A 17,582-nucleotide genomic window follows, 5' to 3' on the forward strand; every position below is an offset into this window, starting at 1 on the left:
AGGCTTTGGCACTGGGTAACGTGCAAAGAGCAGGCCACTGTCCGGGACGCTTTGTTCCACCCGGATCCGGCCGCGATCGCACACACCCCGTGCGCCGTATCGGATACCGGGTGAGCCGCAATACGGCCACCGGCGGACCCCGGGGGCCGGACAGACGGAGGAGCAGCACGTGACCGTGGAAGGCACTGCCCAGCGGAAAACCACCCGCGCCGGCAGCAAGCGCACCACCGCCAAAAAGGCGTCGCCCGCGAAGAAGGCGACCGAGGCCAAGGCCACCGGCCGGCCCGACCAGGCGGAGCAGGACCAGCTCGTACAACTGCTGACCCCGGAAGGGAAGCGGGTCGAGCACCCGGAATACGCGATCGACCTGTCCCCCGAAGAGCTGCGTGGGCTCTATCGCGACATGGTCCTCACGCGGCGGTTCGATGCCGAGGCGACCACCCTCCAGCGTCAGGGCGAGCTGGGTCTGTGGGCCTCGCTTCTGGGCCAGGAGGCCGCCCAGATCGGTTCCGGCCGCGCGCTGCGCGATGACGACTACGTCTTCCCGACCTACCGCGAACACGGTGTGGCCTGGTGCCGGGGCGTCGACCCGACGAACCTGCTGGGCATGTTCCGCGGGGTCAATCACGGCGGCTGGGACCCCAACAGCAATAACTTCCACCTCTACACCATCGTCATCGGCTCGCAGACGCTGCACGCGACCGGCTACGCGATGGGCGTGCAGAAGGACGGCGCGGATTCGGCGGTCATCGCGTATTTCGGCGACGGTGCCTCCAGCCAGGGCGATGTCGCCGAATCCTTCACCTTCTCCGCGGTCTACAACGCTCCGGTCGTGTTCTTCTGCCAGAACAACCAGTGGGCGATCTCCGAGCCCACCGAGAAGCAGACCCGGGTCCCGCTCTACCAGCGTGCCCGCGGCTACGGCTTCCCGGGCGTACGGGTGGACGGCAATGACGTACTGGCCTGCCTCGCGGTGACCAAGGCGGCGCTGGAGCGGGCGCGTACCGGCCAGGGCCCCATGCTGGTCGAGGCGTTCACGTACCGCATGGGCGCGCACACCACCTCCGACGACCCGACGAAGTACCGGGCGGACGAGGAGACGCTCGCCTGGGAGGCCAAGGACCCGATCCTGCGGCTGCGGACCTATCTGGAGTCCGAGGGCTTTGTCGACGAGGCCTACCTCGCCGCCATCGACCAGGAGAGCGAGGCGCTGGGCAAGCGGGTCCGCGATGTCGTACGCGCCATGCCCGACCCGGAGCCCATGGCGATCTTCGAGAATGCCTATGCCGACGGGCACGCGCTCGTCGATGAGGAGCGCGCGCAGTTCGCCGCGTACCAGGCGTCGTTCGCCGACGCCGATGCCGCCGCGGAGGGGAACTGACCATGGCCGTCCACGAGAAGATCACCATCGCCAAGGCGATCAACGCATCGCTGCGGACCTCCATGGAGGCCGACCCCAAGGTCCTCGTCATGGGAGAGGACGTCGGCAAGCTCGGCGGCGTCTTCCGCGTCACCGACGGACTGCAGAAAGACTTCGGCGAGGACCGGGTGATCGACACCCCGCTCGCCGAATCCGGCATCGTCGGCACCGCGATCGGCCTGGCCCTGCGCGGCTACCGTCCGGTCGTCGAGATCCAGTTCGACGGCTTTGTCTTCCCCGCCTACGACCAGATCGTCACCCAGCTCGCCAAGATGCACGCCCGCGCGCTGGGCAAGATCAAGGTGCCGGTCGTCATCCGCATCCCGTACGCGGGCGGTATCGGCGCGGTCGAGCACCACTCCGAGTCCCCCGAGGCGCTGTTCGCGCATGTCGCGGGCCTCAAGATCGTCTCTCCTTCGAACTCCTCCGACGCCTACTGGATGCTCCAGCAGGCCATCGCGGGCGACGACCCGGTCATCTACTTCGAGCCCAAGCGCCGCTACCACGACAAGTCGCGGCTGGACACCGAATCGATCCCCGACCCGCTGCACAAGGCCCGCGTCACCCAGGCCGGTACCGACCTCACGCTCGTCGCCTACGGCCCGATGGTGAAGGTCTGTCTGGACGTCGCCAAGGTCGCGGCCGAGGAGGGCAAGTCGGTCGAGGTCGTCGACCTGCGCTCGATCTCCCCGATCGACTTCGACACCGTGCAGACGTCGGTGGAGAAGACCGGCCGGCTGGTCGTCGTCCACGAGGCCCCGGTCTTCTTCGGCTCGGGTGCGGAGATCGCCGCCCGGATCACCGAGCGCTGCTTCTACCACCTGGAAGCCCCGGTCCTGCGGGTCGGCGGCTTCCACGCCCCGTATCCGCCGTCCCGGCTGGAGGACGAGTACCTTCCGGGGCTGGACCGGGTGCTGGACGCCGTTGACCGCGCGCTGGCGTACTGAGGGGTTCGAGGAGAGTTCGTGACCATGACTGCAAGCACCACAGGCGCTCAGCGCTTCCGCGAGTTCAAGATGCCCGACGTGGGCGAGGGTCTCACCGAGGCCGAGATCCTCAAGTGGTACGTCCAGCCGGGCGACACCGTCACCGACGGCCAGGTCATCTGTGAGGTCGAGACCGCCAAGGCCGCCGTCGAACTGCCCAGCCCCTACGACGGGGTGGTGCACGCACTGCACTTCGACGAGGGCGTCACCGTCGATGTCGGCACCGCCATCATCTCCGTGGACACCGACCCAGGAGCCGGGCCCGCCCCGGACCAGTCCGCCGCCCCGGCCGTGGACGCGGCCGCCGTGCCCGCCGAGGAGGACGCGGAGCCGCAGGGCCGACAGGCGGTGCTCGTCGGCTACGGCGCCGCCCCGGCCTCGACCAAGCGCCGGGCCCGCAAGCCGCAGCCGGGTGTTCCCGCCCAGCCGGAGCCGGTGCAGGCCGAGCTGAACGGGCGTTCCGCGGTCGCTCCGGTGGCCCCGGCGCCGGTCGCCCCGGTCGCTCCGGTGGCTGTCGCGGTGGCCCCCGGCCGTCCGCTGGCCAAGCCGCCGGTACGCAAGCTCGCCAAGGATCTCGGCATCGACCTGGCGACGATCGCCCCCACGGGCCCGGACGGCATCATCACCCGCGAGGACGTCCACGCGGCCGCAGCCCCGGCGCCGTCCGTGGCCGCAGCCGTAACCGAGGCCCCGGCCGAGGCCGAGTCCGTCGGCGTCCTCGGCACCGCGGCCCGCGAGCGCCGCGTGCCGGTCAAGGGCGTACGCAAGGCCACCGCCCAGGCGATGGTCAACTCGGCCTTCACCGCGCCGCATGTCACGGAGTTCATCACCGTCGACGTGACCCGCACGATGAAGCTCGTCCAGGAGCTGAAGCAGGACCCGGACATGGCCGGGCTGCGCGTCAACCCGCTCCTGCTCGTCGCCAAGGCCTTCCTGGTCGCCATCAAGCGCCACCCGGAGGTCAACGCGGCCTGGGACGAGGCGAATCAGGAGATCGTCTACAAGGACTACGTCAATCTCGGCATCGCGGCGGCCACTCCGCGCGGTCTGATCGTGCCGAACATCAAGGACGCCGGCGTCAAGGCGCTTCCCCAACTCGCCGAGGAGCTGGCCGAGCTGGTCGCCACCGCACGCGAGGGCAAGACCTCCCCGGCGGCGATGTCCGGCGGTACGGTCACCATCACCAACGTCGGCGTCTTCGGTGTCGACACCGGTACGCCGATCCTCAATCCGGGGGAGTCCGCGATCCTCGCCTTCGGCGCGGTCAAGCTCCAGCCCTGGGTCCACAAGGGCAAGGTGAAGGCCCGCCAGGTCACCACCCTCGCGCTCTCCTTCGACCACCGCCTGATCGACGGTGAACTGGGCTCCAAGCTGCTCGCGGACATCGCGGCGATCCTGGAACACCCCAAGCGGCTGATCACTTGGGGCTGAGCCGGGCGGGTTGATCTCGGTGATCTCGGCAGCAGGGGCGGTGTTTCACGTGAAACACCGCCCCTGACCGTTTCCGCCCGCGATGACTCAGCCCCGGATGAGCTCCACGGCCCTGCTGAAGTGCGCCACCGGTCCGGTCGGGCCGTCGGGATCGGCATGTGCGGCGTTCCGGGCCACCGTGGTGCCCGCCCAGACGGCGGCGACGATCAGTGCCACCACGACGGTGTTCCGGGTCCGGCGGCCGGCGTTCGTCCTGGGCTGCATGGTCAACTCCCCTTGAGTGTCGGAGCCGTCCGGCTCCGTGCCTCCATTCACCCATGGGATCCGGCCCGGTTCGTACGCGTCAGGTACGGAGTCACGTCAGCCCTGAGTCGGACCCCCAGTCCCCCTTGGGTCCCACTTTCGATAGAGGGGAGCGGGGCGGGAAAGGGTTTGCCGCTGTTCGCCGGGCTGTTTACGGTCGGCGGGGTGAGCAGCGAAACGATCATCAGGCGTCATCGGGCGGCCGACCGGGAAGCGGTAGCCGATCTGTGGTCCCGGGCCTGGCGGCAGGCGCACCCGTTCATCGAGGGCGAGAGCGAGAGCGAGCGGGCGCGGGCCCTGCGCGAGGTGCCTCTCGTCCGGGCGGAGAAGTGGGTCGCCGAGCGTGACGGCAGGGTCGTGGGGATGCTCGGGCTGGCGGACTCCCGCCGGCGCGCCGGCCCCGGGAGCGGTGTGGACATCGTCGGGCCGTGCGTGGCGCCGGAGGCCCAAGGGGGCGGCATCGGGCGGCAGTTGGTGGAGCATGCGGCGGCGCTGGGCGGTGCGCTGAGCCTCGAGGTCTTCGAGGAGAATGAGCGCGCCTGCCGGTTCTACCGGCATCTGGGGTTCATGCAGTGGTCGTGGCGGACGGACGAGGAGACCGGCCACCCGCTGATGCGCATGGAGCGGGAGGCGCCGCTGCGGTCGGTGTCGTGGCTGCACCTGCGCGAGGGGCGGCTGCTGAGCGTGCGGACACGGGGCAATGACACGTTCTACCTTCCGGGTGGCAAGTACGAGCCGGGGGAGACCGCGCGCGAGGCGCTGTCGCGGGAGCTGTCCGAAGAGCTCGGCCTGGTCGTTCCCGTGGAGCAGTTGTCGGAGGCGTTTGTCATCCACGACGTCGCACACGGCAAGAACGGCCGCCGGCTGCATATGGCGTGCTTCATCGGTGGCCCCCAGGAGATTGCCCCCGAGCCGGGCCGGGAGATCGCCGAGTACGCCTGGTTCGACCGTAGGGAGGCGCGCGATCGGTGCGCGCCCGCCCACTCCCAGGTGGTGGACCGGCTGATCGCGCAGGGGCTGATGCCGGGCTGAGCGCCGGGCCGCCAAGTGACCCCATAACGCCTGTACCAGCACAAACACACCCTCTTTTGTCCGCATCGCGGAATCACGTGTCGGACGCATACCCGTTGTATCTATCCTGTGCGCATGCCATCTTCGTCCACCGCCTCTGCCAGAGAGACCGGCTCCCCTCCCGCGAAGCAGCCCCCCGCCGCCGAGCGGGTCTATGCGCACATCAAGGACGCCGTCCTGCAGCGCCACTACGAGGGCGGCATGCTGCTCACCGAGGGCGAGCTGGCCGAGGCCGTGGGGGTGTCGCGGACGCCGGTACGGGAGGCGCTGCTGCGGCTGGAGGTCGAGGGGCTGATCAGGCTCTACCCGAAGAAGGGCGCGCTGGTGCTGCCGGTCTCCGCGCAGGAGATCGCCGATGTCGTCGAGACCCGGCTGCTGGTGGAAAAGCACGCGGCGGCCAAGGCCGTGCCCGCGAGCGAGGCGCTGATCGGCGAGCTGACCGAGCTGCTGGAGACGATGCGGGAGCAGTCCGCGTCCGGTGATCTCGCCGCCGTCTCCGTCGCCGACCGGTGCTTCCACGCCGCCATCGTGCGCAGCGCCGGCAACCAGATCCTGGACCGCCTCTACGAGCAGCTGCGCGACCGCCAGCTGCGGATGGGCGTCGCCGTTATGCACGCGCACCCGGACCGGATCGCCAAGAACATCGCCGAGCATGCCGAGATCCTCCAGGCGCTGCGGGACGGCGACCCGGACGCGGCGACCGACGCCGTCCACCGGCACGTCAGCTGGGTCCGCAACCTCGCGCAGGGAGAGGCGCGATGAGCGGCGGAAGTGCCGGCGGCTCCGGGTCCGGCGCCGCCGCCCGCCTGCTGCCCTCGGACCCGCCCGGCGGCCGGCAGGCCGTGGCGGTCTGGGGCATCGGCGTCGCGGTCTACTTCGTCGCGATCACCTACCGTACGAGCCTCGGCGTGGCCGGCCTGGATGCCGCCCAGCGCTTCCACATCAACGCCTCGGCGCTGTCCACCTTCTCGATATTGCAGCTGCTGGTGTACGCAGGCATGCAGATACCCGTCGGCCTGCTGGTCGACCGGCTCGGCGCCAAGAAGGTGCTGACCATCGGCGTGGTGCTCTACACCGCAGGCCAGTTCGGGTTCGCGCTCTCCGCCTCGTACCCCATGGCGCTGGGCTCGCGTGCCCTGCTCGGCTGCGGTGACGCGATGACCTTCATCAGCGTGCTGCGCCTCGGCTCCCGCTGGTTCCCGGCCCGCCGCGGCCCGATGATCGCGCAGATCGCAGCGCTTGTCGGGATGGCGGGCAACTTGATCTCCACCCTCGTTCTCGCCCGGTTCCTGCACACCTTCGGCTGGACCCCGACCTTCGCCGCCAGTGCGGTGGGCGGCATCGTCGTCCTGACCCTGCTGCTGCTCTTCCTCAAGGACCACCCCAAGGGCTACGAGCCGCCGCCCGCGCCCGCCGAGCACACCGGCGCGGCATTCATCCGCCGACAGATCGCGGACGCCTGGCGCGAGCCCGGCACCCGACTGGGCATGTGGGTGCACTTCACCACCCAGTTCCCCGCGATGGTCTTCCTGCTGCTGTGGGGCCTGCCGTTCCTCGTCGAGGCGCAGGGCCTCTCCCGTGGCACCGCCGGAGAACTGCTCACCCTCGTGGTGCTCTCCAACATGGCCGTCGGCCTGATCTACGGCCAGGTCATCGCCCGCCACCACGCGGCCCGTACACCGCTGGCCCTGGGCACCGTCGCCGCCACCGCGTTGCTGTGGGCGATCACCCTGTCCTGGCCGGACGATCACGCTCCCATGGGGCTGCTGATCGCGTTGTGCCTGGTGCTGGGTGCCTGCGGGCCCGCCTCGATGATCGGCTTCGACTTCGCCCGGCCCGCCAACCCGTCCGAGCGTCAGGGCACCGCGTCCGGCATCGTCAACATGGGTGGCTTCACCGCCTCGATGACGACCCTGCTCGCCATCGGGGTACTGCTCGATGCGACCGGCGACAACTACCGGATCGCCTTCGCCTCGGTCTTCGTCCTGGAGGCGATCGGCGTCTCGCAGATCCTGCGCCTGCGGAGCCGCGCGGCCCGCCGCGAGCGCGAGCGGCTCGTCGTCAGCCGGGTCGAGGCCGTCCACGTTCCGGCGTGAGGCCGAGCCGGAAGCCATGGGTGCGGCGCCCACAGGTGTGATGTCTTCGGGGACGGGTCTTCGGACCCGTCCCCTTGCCGCACTGTTTCACGTGAAACCGGCGTCGGTTACGGGGTGGACGCGAGGTGGTCCAGGATCACCGAGGCCAGCTCCTGATCGCCCTCGATCTTGATCTGCTCGGCGACGGCCGCCGGGCGGATGCGGCCACAGGCCAGCTGGTGGAAGGTGTCCCAGTCCATGGCGAGCGTCACCGTCGGGCCGAGCGAGACGCTGCCGTCGATCGTGCCGTTGCCCTCGGCGTCGACCCGTACCGTGCGCATGAACTCCAGCGGACCGCTGATGTCGAAGACCACGGCCGAATCGGCGGGCGCCTGGGCCTTCTTGGCGACCGTGCCGGGCAGCGTCTTCAGCAACAGATCGCGCGTCACATGGGCGCCGGGGGAGTCGAGATTGCCGGGCTTGCCGAGCGCCCGGCGCAGGTCCTGCTCATGCACCCATACGTCGAAGGCCCGCAGCTGCAGCACGAATTCCAGCGGACGGTCCTCGCCGAGCGGGCTGCGCACCACGGCGTCCGGCTGACGGGTCTCGTTGCGCAGCTGCCGGGAGCGGCGGATGACGGTGTATTCGAGCTCGCTGAGCATCTCCGGCGCGGTGTGGTGCCGCCGGACGTCGACCTGCACCTCCATGCGGCGGGCCGACTCGCTGCGCACGTGGTAGAGGTCGCGCGGCAGGGTGTGGATCGGCCGCGGGTCGCCGAGCATCTCGCATTCCAGGCCGATCACATGCGAGACGACATCGCGCACGGACCACCCTGGGAGGTCCGTCGCCCTGCTCCACTCGCCTTCGACGAGCGGAGTCACCAGCTCGGCTATCGCTTCTATGGAGTGCGTCCAGGCATCGATGGAGGGCTGAAGGCTGGGATGGACGGTCACGGGACCCCTCGGACGGTTCGTACGCGGGCTGCTGTCTGTGCAGTTAAGTTACGCTGCGCACGGGCACCCCGGCAGTGCTTTCGGGTGACCATCGTAGGCGGATGTTCGACGGCGGCCCGGTTCGAAAGCTTAGGCGGTGGTACTGTGCGCGCTTCGCTGCTGCAGATCGACGTGAACCCGGCGGAATCCGTCAATTCACGGCGGACGCGGGTGGCTTCGCTCGTACGCGACCAGGCCGAAAGCGATCTGGTGGTCCTCCCCGAGCTGTGGCCGGTCGGCGCGTTCGCCGCCGGCCTCTTCGCCACCGAGGCGGAACCGTTGAACGGTCCGACGCATGACGCGATGGCGTCCGCCGCGCGGGACGCCGGGGTCTGGCTGCACGCCGGATCCGTCATCGAGCGGGCCGCCGACGGCACGCTCTACAACACCTCGCTGGTCTTCTCCCCCGACGGCCGCCTCGTCGCCACCTACCGCAAGATCCACCGCTTCGGCTTCGACCAGGGCGAGGCGGTTCTGCTGGGCGCCGGCGACCGGCCCGTGACGGTTGGCCTGCCGGGGACCGTCCTGGGGCTGGCCACCTGCTACGACCTCCGCTTCCCCGAACTCTTCCGGCAGTTGACGGCGGACGGCGCGGAGCTGCTGCTCGTGCCGGCCGGCTGGCCGGCACGCCGGCGCGCGCACTGGTCGCTGCTGGCCCGCGCCCGTGCCGTGGAGAACCAGTGCTACGTCCTGGCCTGCGGCACCGCAGGTACCCACGCCGGGGTCGAGCAGGCCGGTCACAGCGTTGTCGTCGACCCCTGGGGCGAGGTGCTCGGCGAGGCCGGGCCGGACGAAGAGGTGCTGACCGTGGATCTCGACCCGGCCAAGGTCGCCGAGACCCGCGCCGACTTCCCCGTCCTGCGCGACCGCGTCCTGGGCCTCGACCGGCCGTAGCGGCCGAGCCGCACCGGACGGGGCGCCCTCAGTCGTCCCCGTGCTCCCGCTCCGCCAGCCGGATCACACACACCGCGACGGCGATCAGCAGCGCCGGGTCCGCGTCCTCCCGGACGACATTGACCCCGTACGTGTCCCGCACGGTCAGCCAGCGCCGCGAGATCTCGGCCAGCAGCTCGCCCTCGTACTCGACCGCGAACTCCCGGTCCAGGATCTTGCCGCTGACGTCCAGCTCGGTGCCGTCCACGAGCTCCACGCGATAGTGGTTGCGCAGCAGCGAGAGCCGCTTGCGCTTGATGGTGGCCAGCGGGTGGTCGTCCCGCTCGATGGTCATCGTGTCGCGCAGAGCCAGCATCTTCTTGCGGATGGTGACCAGCACCCGGCCGTGCAGATCCTTCAGCTCGAAGGTCTCCCGCAGCCGCAGCGCCTTCCCGTCGACCAGGAAGGCGTGCCGCCCGTGATCGTCCTCGATCCAGTAGTCATCACCGATGCCGAGAATCCGGTCACGTACGAGGTACTTGCGGGGGTACGGGGGCCGTCCCCCGGGTGATTGCTGCATGGCTGAGGTGTTCCCCGGGACCCCTGCGGAATGCACGGGCACCGGGGTGACGTTGAATGTCCACATGGCTTCACGTGCGCGCGTCCGGGCCCCCGAGCTGATCGGCAAGGGCGGCTGGCTCAACACCGGCGGTAATGAACTCACCCTGTCTGACCTGCGAGGACGCATTGTTATCCTCGATTTCTGGACGTTTTGCTGTGTGAACTGCCTGCACGTCCTGGACGAACTGCGGGAGCTGGAGGAGCGCCACCGCGACACCGTCGTGATCATCGGCGTGCACTCCCCGAAATTCGTCCACGAGGCCGAGCACCAGGCGGTCGTGGACGCCGTCGAGCGCTACGGGGTCGAGCACCCGGTCCTCGACGACCCCGAGCTCGCCACCTGGAAGCAGTACGCCGTCCGGGCCTGGCCCACCCTCGTCGTCATCGACCCCGAGGGCTATGTCGTCGCCCAGCACGCCGGCGAGGGCCATGCCCACGCCATCGAGAAGCTCGTCGAGGAGCTGACCGCCGAGCACGGCGAGAAGGGGACGCTCCGCCGCGGCGACGGCCCGTACGTACCGCCGGAGCCGGTCGCCACCGACCTGCGCTTCCCCGGCAAGGCCGTACGGCTGCCCGGAGGCAGCTTCCTCGTCTCGGACACCACCCGGCACCAGCTGGTGGAGCTGGCGGCGGACGGCGAGCGGGTGCTCCGCCGGATCGGGACCGGCGAGCGCGGGCTGACGCCCGATTCCTTCAACGAGCCGCAGGGCCTGGCGCTGCTGCCCGGCGGCAAGGTCGCCGTCGCGGACACCGTCAACCACGCCATCCGGGTCCTCGACCCCGAGACCGGTGCGCTGGAGACGGTGGCGGGCACCGGCAAGCAGTGGTGGCAGGGCTCGCCGACCTCGGGACCGGCCCGCGAGGTGGATCTCTCCTCGCCCTGGGACATCGCCTGGTGGCAGGACCGGCTGTGGATCGCCATGGCCGGTGTGCACCAGCTGTGGACATACGACCCGGTCACGGGAACGGTGCAGGTCGCGGCCGGCACCACCAACGAGGGCCTGGTGGACGGTCCGGCGGCGGAGGCCTGGTTCGCCCAGCCTTCCGGGCTCGCGGCGGCGGGTGACCGGCTGTGGATCGCGGACTCGGAGACCAGCGCCGTGCGATGGGTGCAGCGCGCGGACGAGGGCGAGGGCTATGAGGTCCGGACGGCCGTCGGCACCGGTCTCTTCGACTTCGGGCACCGCGACGGCGCCGCCGACCAGGCACTGCTGCAGCACCCGCTGGGTGTCACGGCGCTGCCCGACGGCTCGGTCGCCATTGCGGACACCTACAACCACGCGCTGCGCCGCTTCGACCCCGCGAGCGGCGAGGTGACGACGCTGGCGACCGATCTGCGGGAGCCTTCGGCGGCGGTGCTGGCCGACGACGACATCGTGGTGGTGGAGTCGGCGCGGCACCGCCTGACCCGGCTGCGGCTCCCCGAGGAGGCGGTCCGCGTCGAGTCGGTGGCGCACCGCACCCAGCGGGCGGCCACCGAGGTGGCCCCGGGCAAGCTCCGGCTGGACGTGGTCTTCCAGGCCCCCGCGGGCCAGAAGCTCGACACCCGCTACGGCCCCTCGACGCGGCTGCTGGTCAGCGCCACCCCGCCGGAGCTGCTCGCCGCCGGCGCGGGTCCGGACACCGACCTCAGCCGGGATCTGGTGCTCGCGGACGGCGTGACCGAGGGCGTGCTGCACGTCTCGGCCATGGCGGCGTCCTGCGATGACGACCCCGCCATCGAGTACCCCGCCTGCCATGTGCACCAGCAGGACTGGGGCGTGCCGGTACGGGTCGTCGACAGGGGGACGAGCCGGCTGGCGCTCGTGCTGGCGGGCCTGGACGCGGAGGGCTAGGGCCGCAGACCGGACGAGACGGGCTCCGGGGGCGACCCCGGAGCCCGGCCGGTCACTTGCCGGTGTCGGTCTTCATCTCGGCCATGCTCTTCTGCAGGTACCAGTTGCCGACCTTGGCGGTCTTGCCGATGGACGGATGCCTGTCGTACCGCCCGAAGTGCAGCGGCGTGGCCGTCCCCTGCATTTTGCTGTTGTACGGCTGCGTGACCCCGAGGTACATGAGGTCTTGTGGCTTCCCCTTGTCGGAGGCGGTCTTGGTCGGGATGCTCGCGTAGGCGTAGCCGCCCGCCTGGACCTGGATCCGGCCGTCTCCCATGAACCCCGGCTCGCCGTTGTAGAACGCCAGCGGCTTGGTGCGGTCGTAGGGCATATCCTTGGTGCCGTCCTCGCCGCGGAACAGCATCGGAGCGTTGTAGAGATAGCAGGACGAGCTGCGCTTGTTCTTGTACTTCAGGATCACGTGGCTCGGTTCCGACACCGCGATGAACGTGAACGAGCCAGGCACGGGGCGGCACGCGCTCCGCCGCCTGCTCGCCGCGGCACCCGCACCCGCACCTGTGGCCGCGCCCCCGCCGATGATCTTGTGCTTCTTGCTCTTCTTGCCCTTCAGGGACGAGGAAGAGGTCTTCTTCGACTTCTTGGAGGAGTGGCTGTTGCAGCCGGTCAGCGCGAGCGAACCGGCGAGCCCGAGGGCCAGCGCGGTATACGCGGCGCGGTAGCGGCGGGAGCGGCGTGCGGTCATGGGTGAGTCCCCCAGAAAGTCAACGGATCAGCGAGGCGCGTCTGTCATGGCACCGCCACGATATCGATCGCCGGTCGATGCACCAGGACGGGTTCCGCGGGGTCTGCACCGCCTGGCCGGCCGTTCCAGGATCAGTCCGGACAACTGGGCAAACCGCTGTTCTCCAGCTGTTCCGGGCGGATCCGGATGCCCGGCACCCACGCCTGCTCGCCGTCGTGGTCGACCTGGAACCACATGCTGCTGTGTCCGCCCGCCTCGTCCGTGACCGTGATCCCGTTGGCGATCCGGCACCGCGCGTGCAGCACATCGCCGTGCCAGACATGGCCGACGACATTGGAGCGGCGGTAGGGGACGTACGGGTCACGGGCCAGCCCGAGGGCACAGTTCTCGCCGCGGCTGTGCCGGCAGGCCCGCTCGACGTTGTGGACGGTGATCCGGGCGGACCCGGTGCCGGCTGCCGTGCCCTGCGGCCCGTCCGGCCCCGAGCCGGTCAGGGCCGGTACGGCGAACGCGGCGGCGGCCAGCACGGCGACCGTACCCACCACCGCAAGCACCAGCGGCAGCCGCCGCCGGCGGGCCGGTGTCTCCGCGGCCGCGTCCCCCGCCTCGGCATCAACCTCGGCCTCCGGGACGGGCGAGGGCAAACCATCCGCCACCTCATGGGCCCGGTGCAGCAGCTCGACCAGCGCCGGCAGCCGGTCCTCGCCGGTGAAGGAGAGCTTGCACCACTGCACGAGCAGCCGTTCGTCCGGCAGGCTCTGGCCGCGCAGATAGCGCGAAAGGGAGGAGCGGCTGGCGGGCAGCCGGCCCGCCAAGTCCTGGAGGCTGTACCCCAGTTCGCCGTGCATACGGCGCAGCGCGGTGACGAAGTCCCGTATGGGTCCGGTGAGTTCGTCGGGAAGAGGGGCCAGGGGCTTTCGGCGGACATTTGCGGGCTGGTTCGGATTGCCAGGCACGTCTGGCATTCCAGCACAGCGGACATGTGCGCGCGAGGGATACTTCCGCTCCCCTGTGGCGGAAGTATCCCTCGTTACGCGATCCGGATCGGACCCGGATCAGTTGGTGACGTTTCACGTGAAACGGCGGAATGTTTTACGTGAAACATCACAGCCCGTAAGGCGCACTCAGTCGCCGAACTTCACCGGACGGTACGGCTTGAACTCGGCGTCTCCGCCCGGCAGTCCATACGTCAGGCTCCGGTGGTCGGTGCCGTGCCCGCCGCGCTGCTCGTACGCGGTGTACGAGGAGTGCGCGTCGTTGTTCCACTTCTCGAAGATCACCACATGCCGGGTGTTGTTGTCGCCGGAGGCGTCGATCAGCAGGTCACCGGGCTTCAGCTCGCCCACCGAGATGGGCCGGGTGATGCCGCGGTTGCCCGCCAGCCCCACGGTGTTGGTGCCGGGCGTCGGCAGGCCGAGCGCCATCGACGCATAGCCGGAGCAGTCCTGGCGGTAGCCGTCCTTCCAGACCTTGGCCTGGCTGTACGGGACCTGGGCGCCGCCGTTCGCGGTGAGCCAGGTCGCGGCGCGGTTCAGCACCTCCTGGCGGGTACCGCCCGACGGCGGAGACGGCGGGCTGCCCTGCACCGGCACCCCGGGCAGCCGGTCCTGCGGGATGTCCACCGCGACCACGCTGAGGAATCCGCTGACCGGGCCGGTGATATGCGCCATGAACGTCGAGCAGGCGTTGCCCTCACACACCCTGCGGCCGGTGTCGACCTGGTAGTCGGCGGTTATCCGGTCCTGCCCCGGCGCGGACTTGTTGATCATTCCGGCCGAGGGCGAGTTGGTGTCGGCGGTGGCGTGCACCACCCATCGTGTGCCCCAGGTGGGGAAGTCGGCGGCCGCGGCCTGCCGTACGGAGCCGGCGCCGGTGGCACGGGCGGTCAGCGCGGAGGCGCCGGCGGCCTTGGTGGCGGTATCGCGGGCGAGTTTGGTCGTGGCCACGGAGTGCCCGCCGGCCGCCGCGGCGCCGCCCTCGCTGCCGTGGGCGAATCCGGCGAACGCGCCGATGCCTATGCCCGCCGCGGCGACCCCGGGTATCACCCTGCGCAGCATGGTCCTACGGAACGCAGAGCGCGGCCCCAGCTCCTTGCCGCCGTTCCCGATGACACCATCCCCGATGACGTCCCCCGGGCTTGCGCCGTCCGCCGGGGGCGTGCTCCCTTGCTGGTGCTCGTACATGCCCATTCCCCTCCGTGTACGGCCGGTCGGCCCACTGGCGCTCGGTGTGCCACCGGATGGTCAGGTCGCGGCGACGGCAACCATCGTGTTCCGGGGTGGGGCGACCGCAGGGCGCCTCCCGTCCCATGGGACGTCCCGCCCGAGCACCAGGCGCTGACCTGCGCAGACGTGCGGGAAAAGGCCGAGAGCGGGACGACGTACGGGCATTGCTGGGACATGACGGGACGCCACCCGCCGCGGCCTGAGCGTTTCCGGCACGAGGAAGGGCGCCCGCCGGGGGTGCGGGCGCCCTGGTTCATCGGGTGGGGAGGCGGCCTACCAAGCGGCGGCGTCGCTCGGGTCCGACTGCCAGTACGTCACCCACGCGCTGTCGTCGATGTATGCCGAGCCTCCCGGCAGCGCGACCTTCGCGGCGCCGTCCACGCTGCCGCTGCCGCTGCGGCCGGGCAGGCTGACGCTCAGTGAGGTCGCCTTGCGGCCGTGGCGTCCGCTGCCGTCCGCGGACGAGGTCAGTACGGCGGCGTAGCCGGACGAGCCGGGTGCGAGGGTGACCACGGCCTGCGGCTTGCTGTCCGGGAGCGGGGGGAGCGGGGACTGCGCGTCGTCGAACCCCAGGAACGGCGCGGCGTAGAGGTCGCAGGTGGCACCGGAGGTGTTGGTGGCTTCCAGCAGAAGGTGGTTGACCGGCCGGGTGAGCGGCTTCGCCACGATACGGATCTTCGCCGCATCACAGGCGATGTGCCGGGCGCCGGCCCCCTGCGCGCCCCGGCCGATGGCGTCCTTGGCCGCGGGGGCCTTGGCCTCCCGGGCCTGGGGCACGGACTGCTCGGTGGGCCAGGTCTGGAGAGCGGCGGCGTCGTCCTGGCTGCTGCCGCAGGCGGTGAGGGTGAGCGCGGCGCCGACGGCCATCCCGGCCGCGGCGATACGCAGCGCGCGGCGGTGGGCGGTACGGGTGCGGTAAGCGGGCTCGAGATGTGCCATGTCAGGTCTCCCCCTGGGCGTTCCGGCCGACGCGAGACTGGTCCTGTCCAGTTCGCCCCGGCTCGGTCCTGCGGTCTGTCCACCACAGTGCCGCCCGCCGCTGCCGGTCCGCTAACACTTGCCTAACGCGCCGCCCGCACTCGCCCGCCGAGGCCGCTCACTTACCGGTGCCGCCCTTCTCGCCGCGCTCATCCCTCTCGTCCCGCGCGAACAGCTGGGTGAGCGTGCTGATCGTGTAGACATCGGTGGCCTCTTCGTCCACCAGATGCATCTCCGCCAGCCGGTCCAGCCCGTCCTGGGTGCGCTCCGGGTCGTACCCGGCGAGCGCCGCCGCCACCGACGCGTTCAGATGCCCGTCCGCGCTCGTGGCCAGCGCGCTGAGCAGCCGGGCGTCGTCCGCCGACAGCCGGGCCACCGACATCCGCAGCGCCGCCGCGATTCCGGTGTCCTCCGCCGACAGCAGCGCCAGCCGCCGCTGTTCGTCGCGCAGCGCGGCGGCCAGCCGGGCCAGCCGCCAGCGCGGCCGGGCGGTCAGCTGGGCGGCCGCGGCCCGCAGCGCCAGCGGCAGCCCGTCACACAGATCCACCAGTTCCCGGGCGGCGGCCGGGTCCTCGGCGACCCGCTCCGGGCCGAGCATCGCGCCCAGCAGCGCCGCGCCTTCCTCGTGGCCGAGCACCTGGATGCCGACCGGCCGGGCGCAGTCGGTGGCGACCAGACCGTCGAGACGGCTGCGACTGGTGACGACCGTGGCGCAGTGCGGCCCGCCGGGCAGCAGCGGCCGGACCTGCGCCGAGCTGCGCGCGTTGTCGAGGACCACCAGCAGCCGGCGCTCGGCGACCAGCGACCGGAACAGCGCGGAGGCCGCCTGAGCCGAGCCGGGCACCCGCTCCGGGGGCGTGCCGAGCGCGAGCAGGAAGTCGCGCAGGATCTCGGCCGCCGGTGCCTCGTCGCCTTCGCCGAAGCCGCGCAGATCGGCGAAGAGCTGTCCGTCCGGGAAGGCCGCGGCGTGCAGATGCGCCCACTGCACGGCGCATGCCGTCTTGCCGACGCCGGCCGGTCCCGCGACCACCGCGAGCGGGCTCTCGCTCGTCGTGTGGTCCGTCAGCACATCGGTCAGCGCGGCAAGTTGCTCCTCACGCCCGAGGAATCGGGCAGGCGGCCTGGGCAGCAGCCGTGGCGCCGCCCGCCCGGCCCCGTCCCGGGCGCCGGGCGCCGTGGTGCCGCCTTGCACGGCCGCCTGATCCGGACCGGCCGCAGGAGCCGCCGACCCAGCGGCCGGGCGCTCCCTGTCGGCGCCCCCGGAGGGAGGTGCGGCCGTCCGCCCCTCCCGCTCCGCCCGCAAGATCTCCTCATACGCACCGCTCAACCGCTCACCGGGATCAACCCCCAGCTCCTCATTGAGCAGCCGCCGCGTGCGATGGAACCACTCCAGCGCATCGGACTGCCGGCCCGCCCGGAACAGCGCCCGCATCAGCGCGGCGATCAGCCCTTCCCGCAGCGGGTGGTTGACGGCCGCGGAATAGAGAATGGCCGCGGCCTGCTCCTGCTCACCGAGCGCGCCGTGCGCCCGCGCCAGCGCCTCGACGGCCGTCAGCCGGCGCTCCTCCAGGGCATGCGCCGCGGCCGCGAACGGCGGGCTGGTGACCGTGCCGGTCAGCGCCGGGCCGCGCCACAGCCCCAGCGCCTCGCGCAGCAGTGGCACGGCATCGGCTGGCGCCGCCTCCGGCCGCGCCAGCGTCACCAGCTCCCCGAACCGGTGGGCGTCGATCAGCTCTTCCGGCAGCTGCAGCAGATAGGCCGATCCATGGGTGGTCAGCTCGATGCCGTACACGGCCGCCCCGCCCTCGGCGAGGGTCGCGCGCAGCCGCGAGACATGCCCCTGGACGACCGTGCGGGCGTGTTCGGGCGGCTCGTCCTCCCACAGGGAGTCGATCAACTGCTCCAGGGGGACGGTGGTGTTGGGCTGCAACAGCAGCAGCGCCAACACGCTGCGCCGTTTGGCGGGCCCGAGCGACAGCTCCCCGGTGCCGGTGGTGACGGCGATCGGGCCCAGCAGTGAGAATTCCAAC

General features: G+C 71.1%; 16 protein-coding genes. 8 read left to right on the forward strand and 8 right to left on the reverse strand.

Annotated features, from left to right (window positions below; all coding sequences use genetic code 11):
* The first annotated feature begins 169 nt into the window (after positions 1-169).
* Genes pdhA through ACZ4S3_RS14000 form a run of 3 tightly spaced genes read left to right on the forward strand, consistent with a single transcriptional unit; the run spans position 170 to position 3,837 of the window.
* Positions 170-1,381: a pyruvate dehydrogenase (acetyl-transferring) E1 component subunit alpha gene (pdhA, locus tag ACZ4S3_RS13990; protein WP_467931955.1), complete on the forward strand. Its 1,212-nt coding sequence runs from the start codon at positions 170-172 to the stop codon at positions 1,379-1,381.
* Positions 1,382-1,383: 2 nt separating this feature from the next.
* Positions 1,384-2,367 carry an alpha-ketoacid dehydrogenase subunit beta gene (locus ACZ4S3_RS13995; RefSeq protein WP_467931956.1) on the forward strand — a complete coding sequence of 328 codons (984 nt, stop codon included), beginning with the start codon at positions 1,384-1,386 and terminating at the stop codon, positions 2,365-2,367.
* A gap of 24 nt (positions 2,368-2,391) precedes the next feature.
* The gene (locus ACZ4S3_RS14000; RefSeq protein WP_467931957.1) at positions 2,392-3,837 is read left to right on the forward strand and encodes a dihydrolipoamide acetyltransferase family protein; all 1,446 of its coding nucleotides are present in this window, start codon (positions 2,392-2,394) and stop codon (positions 3,835-3,837) included.
* A gap of 87 nt (positions 3,838-3,924) precedes the next feature.
* Here the strand turns inward: ACZ4S3_RS14000 and ACZ4S3_RS14005 are convergent, their stop codons facing one another.
* A complete protein-coding gene (locus tag ACZ4S3_RS14005; protein WP_467931958.1) occupies positions 3,925-4,101 on the reverse strand; it encodes a hypothetical protein in 177 nt (58 codons plus the stop codon).
* 204 nt (positions 4,102-4,305) lie between these two features.
* On the opposite strand from ACZ4S3_RS14005, the gene ACZ4S3_RS14010 reads away from it, so the two are divergent.
* The 3 genes from ACZ4S3_RS14010 (at position 4,306) to ACZ4S3_RS14020 (ending at position 7,307) form a co-directional block, all read left to right on the forward strand.
* Positions 4,306-5,172 (forward strand): GNAT family N-acetyltransferase, encoded by an 867-nt coding sequence (locus ACZ4S3_RS14010; protein ID WP_467931959.1) that lies wholly within the window; start codon positions 4,306-4,308, stop codon positions 5,170-5,172.
* A gap of 114 nt (positions 5,173-5,286) precedes the next feature.
* Positions 5,287-5,973, forward strand: coding sequence for a GntR family transcriptional regulator (locus tag ACZ4S3_RS14015; RefSeq protein WP_467931960.1), 687 nt, complete (start codon positions 5,287-5,289; stop codon positions 5,971-5,973).
* Positions 5,970-7,307 (forward strand): MFS transporter, encoded by a 1,338-nt coding sequence (locus tag ACZ4S3_RS14020; RefSeq protein ID WP_467931961.1) that lies wholly within the window; start codon positions 5,970-5,972, stop codon positions 7,305-7,307. Before ACZ4S3_RS14015 ends, ACZ4S3_RS14020 begins: the two co-directional genes overlap by 4 nt.
* 107 nt (positions 7,308-7,414) lie before the next feature.
* Here ACZ4S3_RS14020 and ACZ4S3_RS14025 read toward each other — a convergent pair whose 3' ends face one another.
* Entirely contained in the window at positions 7,415-8,239 is an 825-nt protein-coding gene (locus ACZ4S3_RS14025; protein ID WP_467931962.1) for a maleylpyruvate isomerase family mycothiol-dependent enzyme, read from the reverse strand.
* Between the two features lie 144 nt (positions 8,240-8,383).
* Here ACZ4S3_RS14025 and ACZ4S3_RS14030 point away from each other — a divergent pair, with 144 nt between their 5' ends.
* On the forward strand, positions 8,384-9,172 hold the full coding sequence (locus ACZ4S3_RS14030) for a carbon-nitrogen family hydrolase (RefSeq protein ID WP_467931963.1): 789 nt from the start codon (positions 8,384-8,386) through the stop codon (positions 9,170-9,172).
* Positions 9,173-9,200: 28 nt separating this feature from the next.
* Here the strand turns inward: ACZ4S3_RS14030 and ACZ4S3_RS14035 are convergent, their stop codons facing one another.
* Positions 9,201-9,731 carry an LURP-one-related/scramblase family protein gene (locus tag ACZ4S3_RS14035; protein WP_467931964.1) on the reverse strand — a complete coding sequence of 177 codons (531 nt, stop codon included), beginning with the start codon at positions 9,729-9,731 and terminating at the stop codon, positions 9,201-9,203.
* 64 nt (positions 9,732-9,795) lie between these two features.
* Here ACZ4S3_RS14035 and ACZ4S3_RS14040 point away from each other — a divergent pair, with 64 nt between their 5' ends.
* Positions 9,796-11,607: an NHL domain-containing thioredoxin family protein gene (locus ACZ4S3_RS14040; RefSeq protein ID WP_467931965.1), complete on the forward strand. Its 1,812-nt coding sequence runs from the start codon at positions 9,796-9,798 to the stop codon at positions 11,605-11,607.
* Between the two features lie 52 nt (positions 11,608-11,659).
* On the opposite strand, the gene ACZ4S3_RS14045 is transcribed toward ACZ4S3_RS14040, so the two are convergent.
* From ACZ4S3_RS14045 to ACZ4S3_RS14065, 5 genes are all read right to left on the reverse strand, one after another.
* A complete protein-coding gene (locus tag ACZ4S3_RS14045) occupies positions 11,660-12,349 on the reverse strand; it encodes a DUF4232 domain-containing protein (RefSeq protein ID WP_467931966.1) in 690 nt (229 codons plus the stop codon).
* Between the two features lie 131 nt (positions 12,350-12,480).
* Positions 12,481-13,314, reverse strand: a complete 834-nt coding sequence (locus ACZ4S3_RS14050; protein ID WP_467931967.1) for a helix-turn-helix domain-containing protein — start codon at positions 13,312-13,314, stop codon at positions 12,481-12,483.
* Positions 13,315-13,473: 159 nt separating this feature from the next.
* Positions 13,474-14,532 carry an NlpC/P60 family protein gene (locus tag ACZ4S3_RS14055; protein WP_467931968.1) on the reverse strand — a complete coding sequence of 353 codons (1,059 nt, stop codon included), beginning with the start codon at positions 14,530-14,532 and terminating at the stop codon, positions 13,474-13,476.
* 315 nt (positions 14,533-14,847) lie between these two features.
* Positions 14,848-15,513, reverse strand: a complete 666-nt coding sequence (locus ACZ4S3_RS14060; RefSeq protein WP_467931969.1) for a DUF4232 domain-containing protein — start codon at positions 15,511-15,513, stop codon at positions 14,848-14,850.
* A gap of 157 nt (positions 15,514-15,670) precedes the next feature.
* Positions 15,671-17,581, reverse strand: coding sequence for an AfsR/SARP family transcriptional regulator (locus ACZ4S3_RS14065; protein ID WP_467931970.1), 1,911 nt, complete (start codon positions 17,579-17,581; stop codon positions 15,671-15,673).
* Position 17,582 lies beyond the last annotated feature (1 nt).

The sequence above is a fragment of the Streptomyces sp. NPDC028368 genome, assembly GCF_055565615.1.

Excerpts from the sequence above, each read along its gene's own strand:
- ACZ4S3_RS14020 (WP_467931961.1), top strand. The coding sequence starts at position 5,970 with ATGAGCGGCGGAAGTGCCGGCGGCTCCGGGTCCGGCGCCGCCGCCCGC.
- ACZ4S3_RS14055 (WP_467931968.1), bottom strand. The coding sequence starts at position 14,532 with ATGTACGAGCACCAGCAAGGGAGCACGCCCCCGGCGGACGGCGCAAGC.
- ACZ4S3_RS13995 (WP_467931956.1), top strand. The coding sequence starts at position 1,384 with ATGGCCGTCCACGAGAAGATCACCATCGCCAAGGCGATCAACGCATCG.
- ACZ4S3_RS14040 (WP_467931965.1), top strand. The coding sequence starts at position 9,796 with ATGGCTTCACGTGCGCGCGTCCGGGCCCCCGAGCTGATCGGCAAGGGC.
- ACZ4S3_RS14060 (WP_467931969.1), bottom strand. The coding sequence starts at position 15,513 with ATGGCACATCTCGAGCCCGCTTACCGCACCCGTACCGCCCACCGCCGC.
- ACZ4S3_RS14050 (WP_467931967.1), bottom strand. The coding sequence starts at position 13,314 with ATGCCAGACGTGCCTGGCAATCCGAACCAGCCCGCAAATGTCCGCCGA.
- ACZ4S3_RS14015 (WP_467931960.1), top strand. The coding sequence starts at position 5,287 with ATGCCATCTTCGTCCACCGCCTCTGCCAGAGAGACCGGCTCCCCTCCC.
- ACZ4S3_RS14035 (WP_467931964.1), bottom strand. The coding sequence starts at position 9,731 with ATGCAGCAATCACCCGGGGGACGGCCCCCGTACCCCCGCAAGTACCTC.
- ACZ4S3_RS14005 (WP_467931958.1), bottom strand. The coding sequence starts at position 4,101 with ATGCAGCCCAGGACGAACGCCGGCCGCCGGACCCGGAACACCGTCGTG.
- ACZ4S3_RS14000 (WP_467931957.1), top strand. The coding sequence starts at position 2,392 with ATGACTGCAAGCACCACAGGCGCTCAGCGCTTCCGCGAGTTCAAGATG.
- ACZ4S3_RS14045 (WP_467931966.1), bottom strand. The coding sequence starts at position 12,349 with ATGACCGCACGCCGCTCCCGCCGCTACCGCGCCGCGTATACCGCGCTG.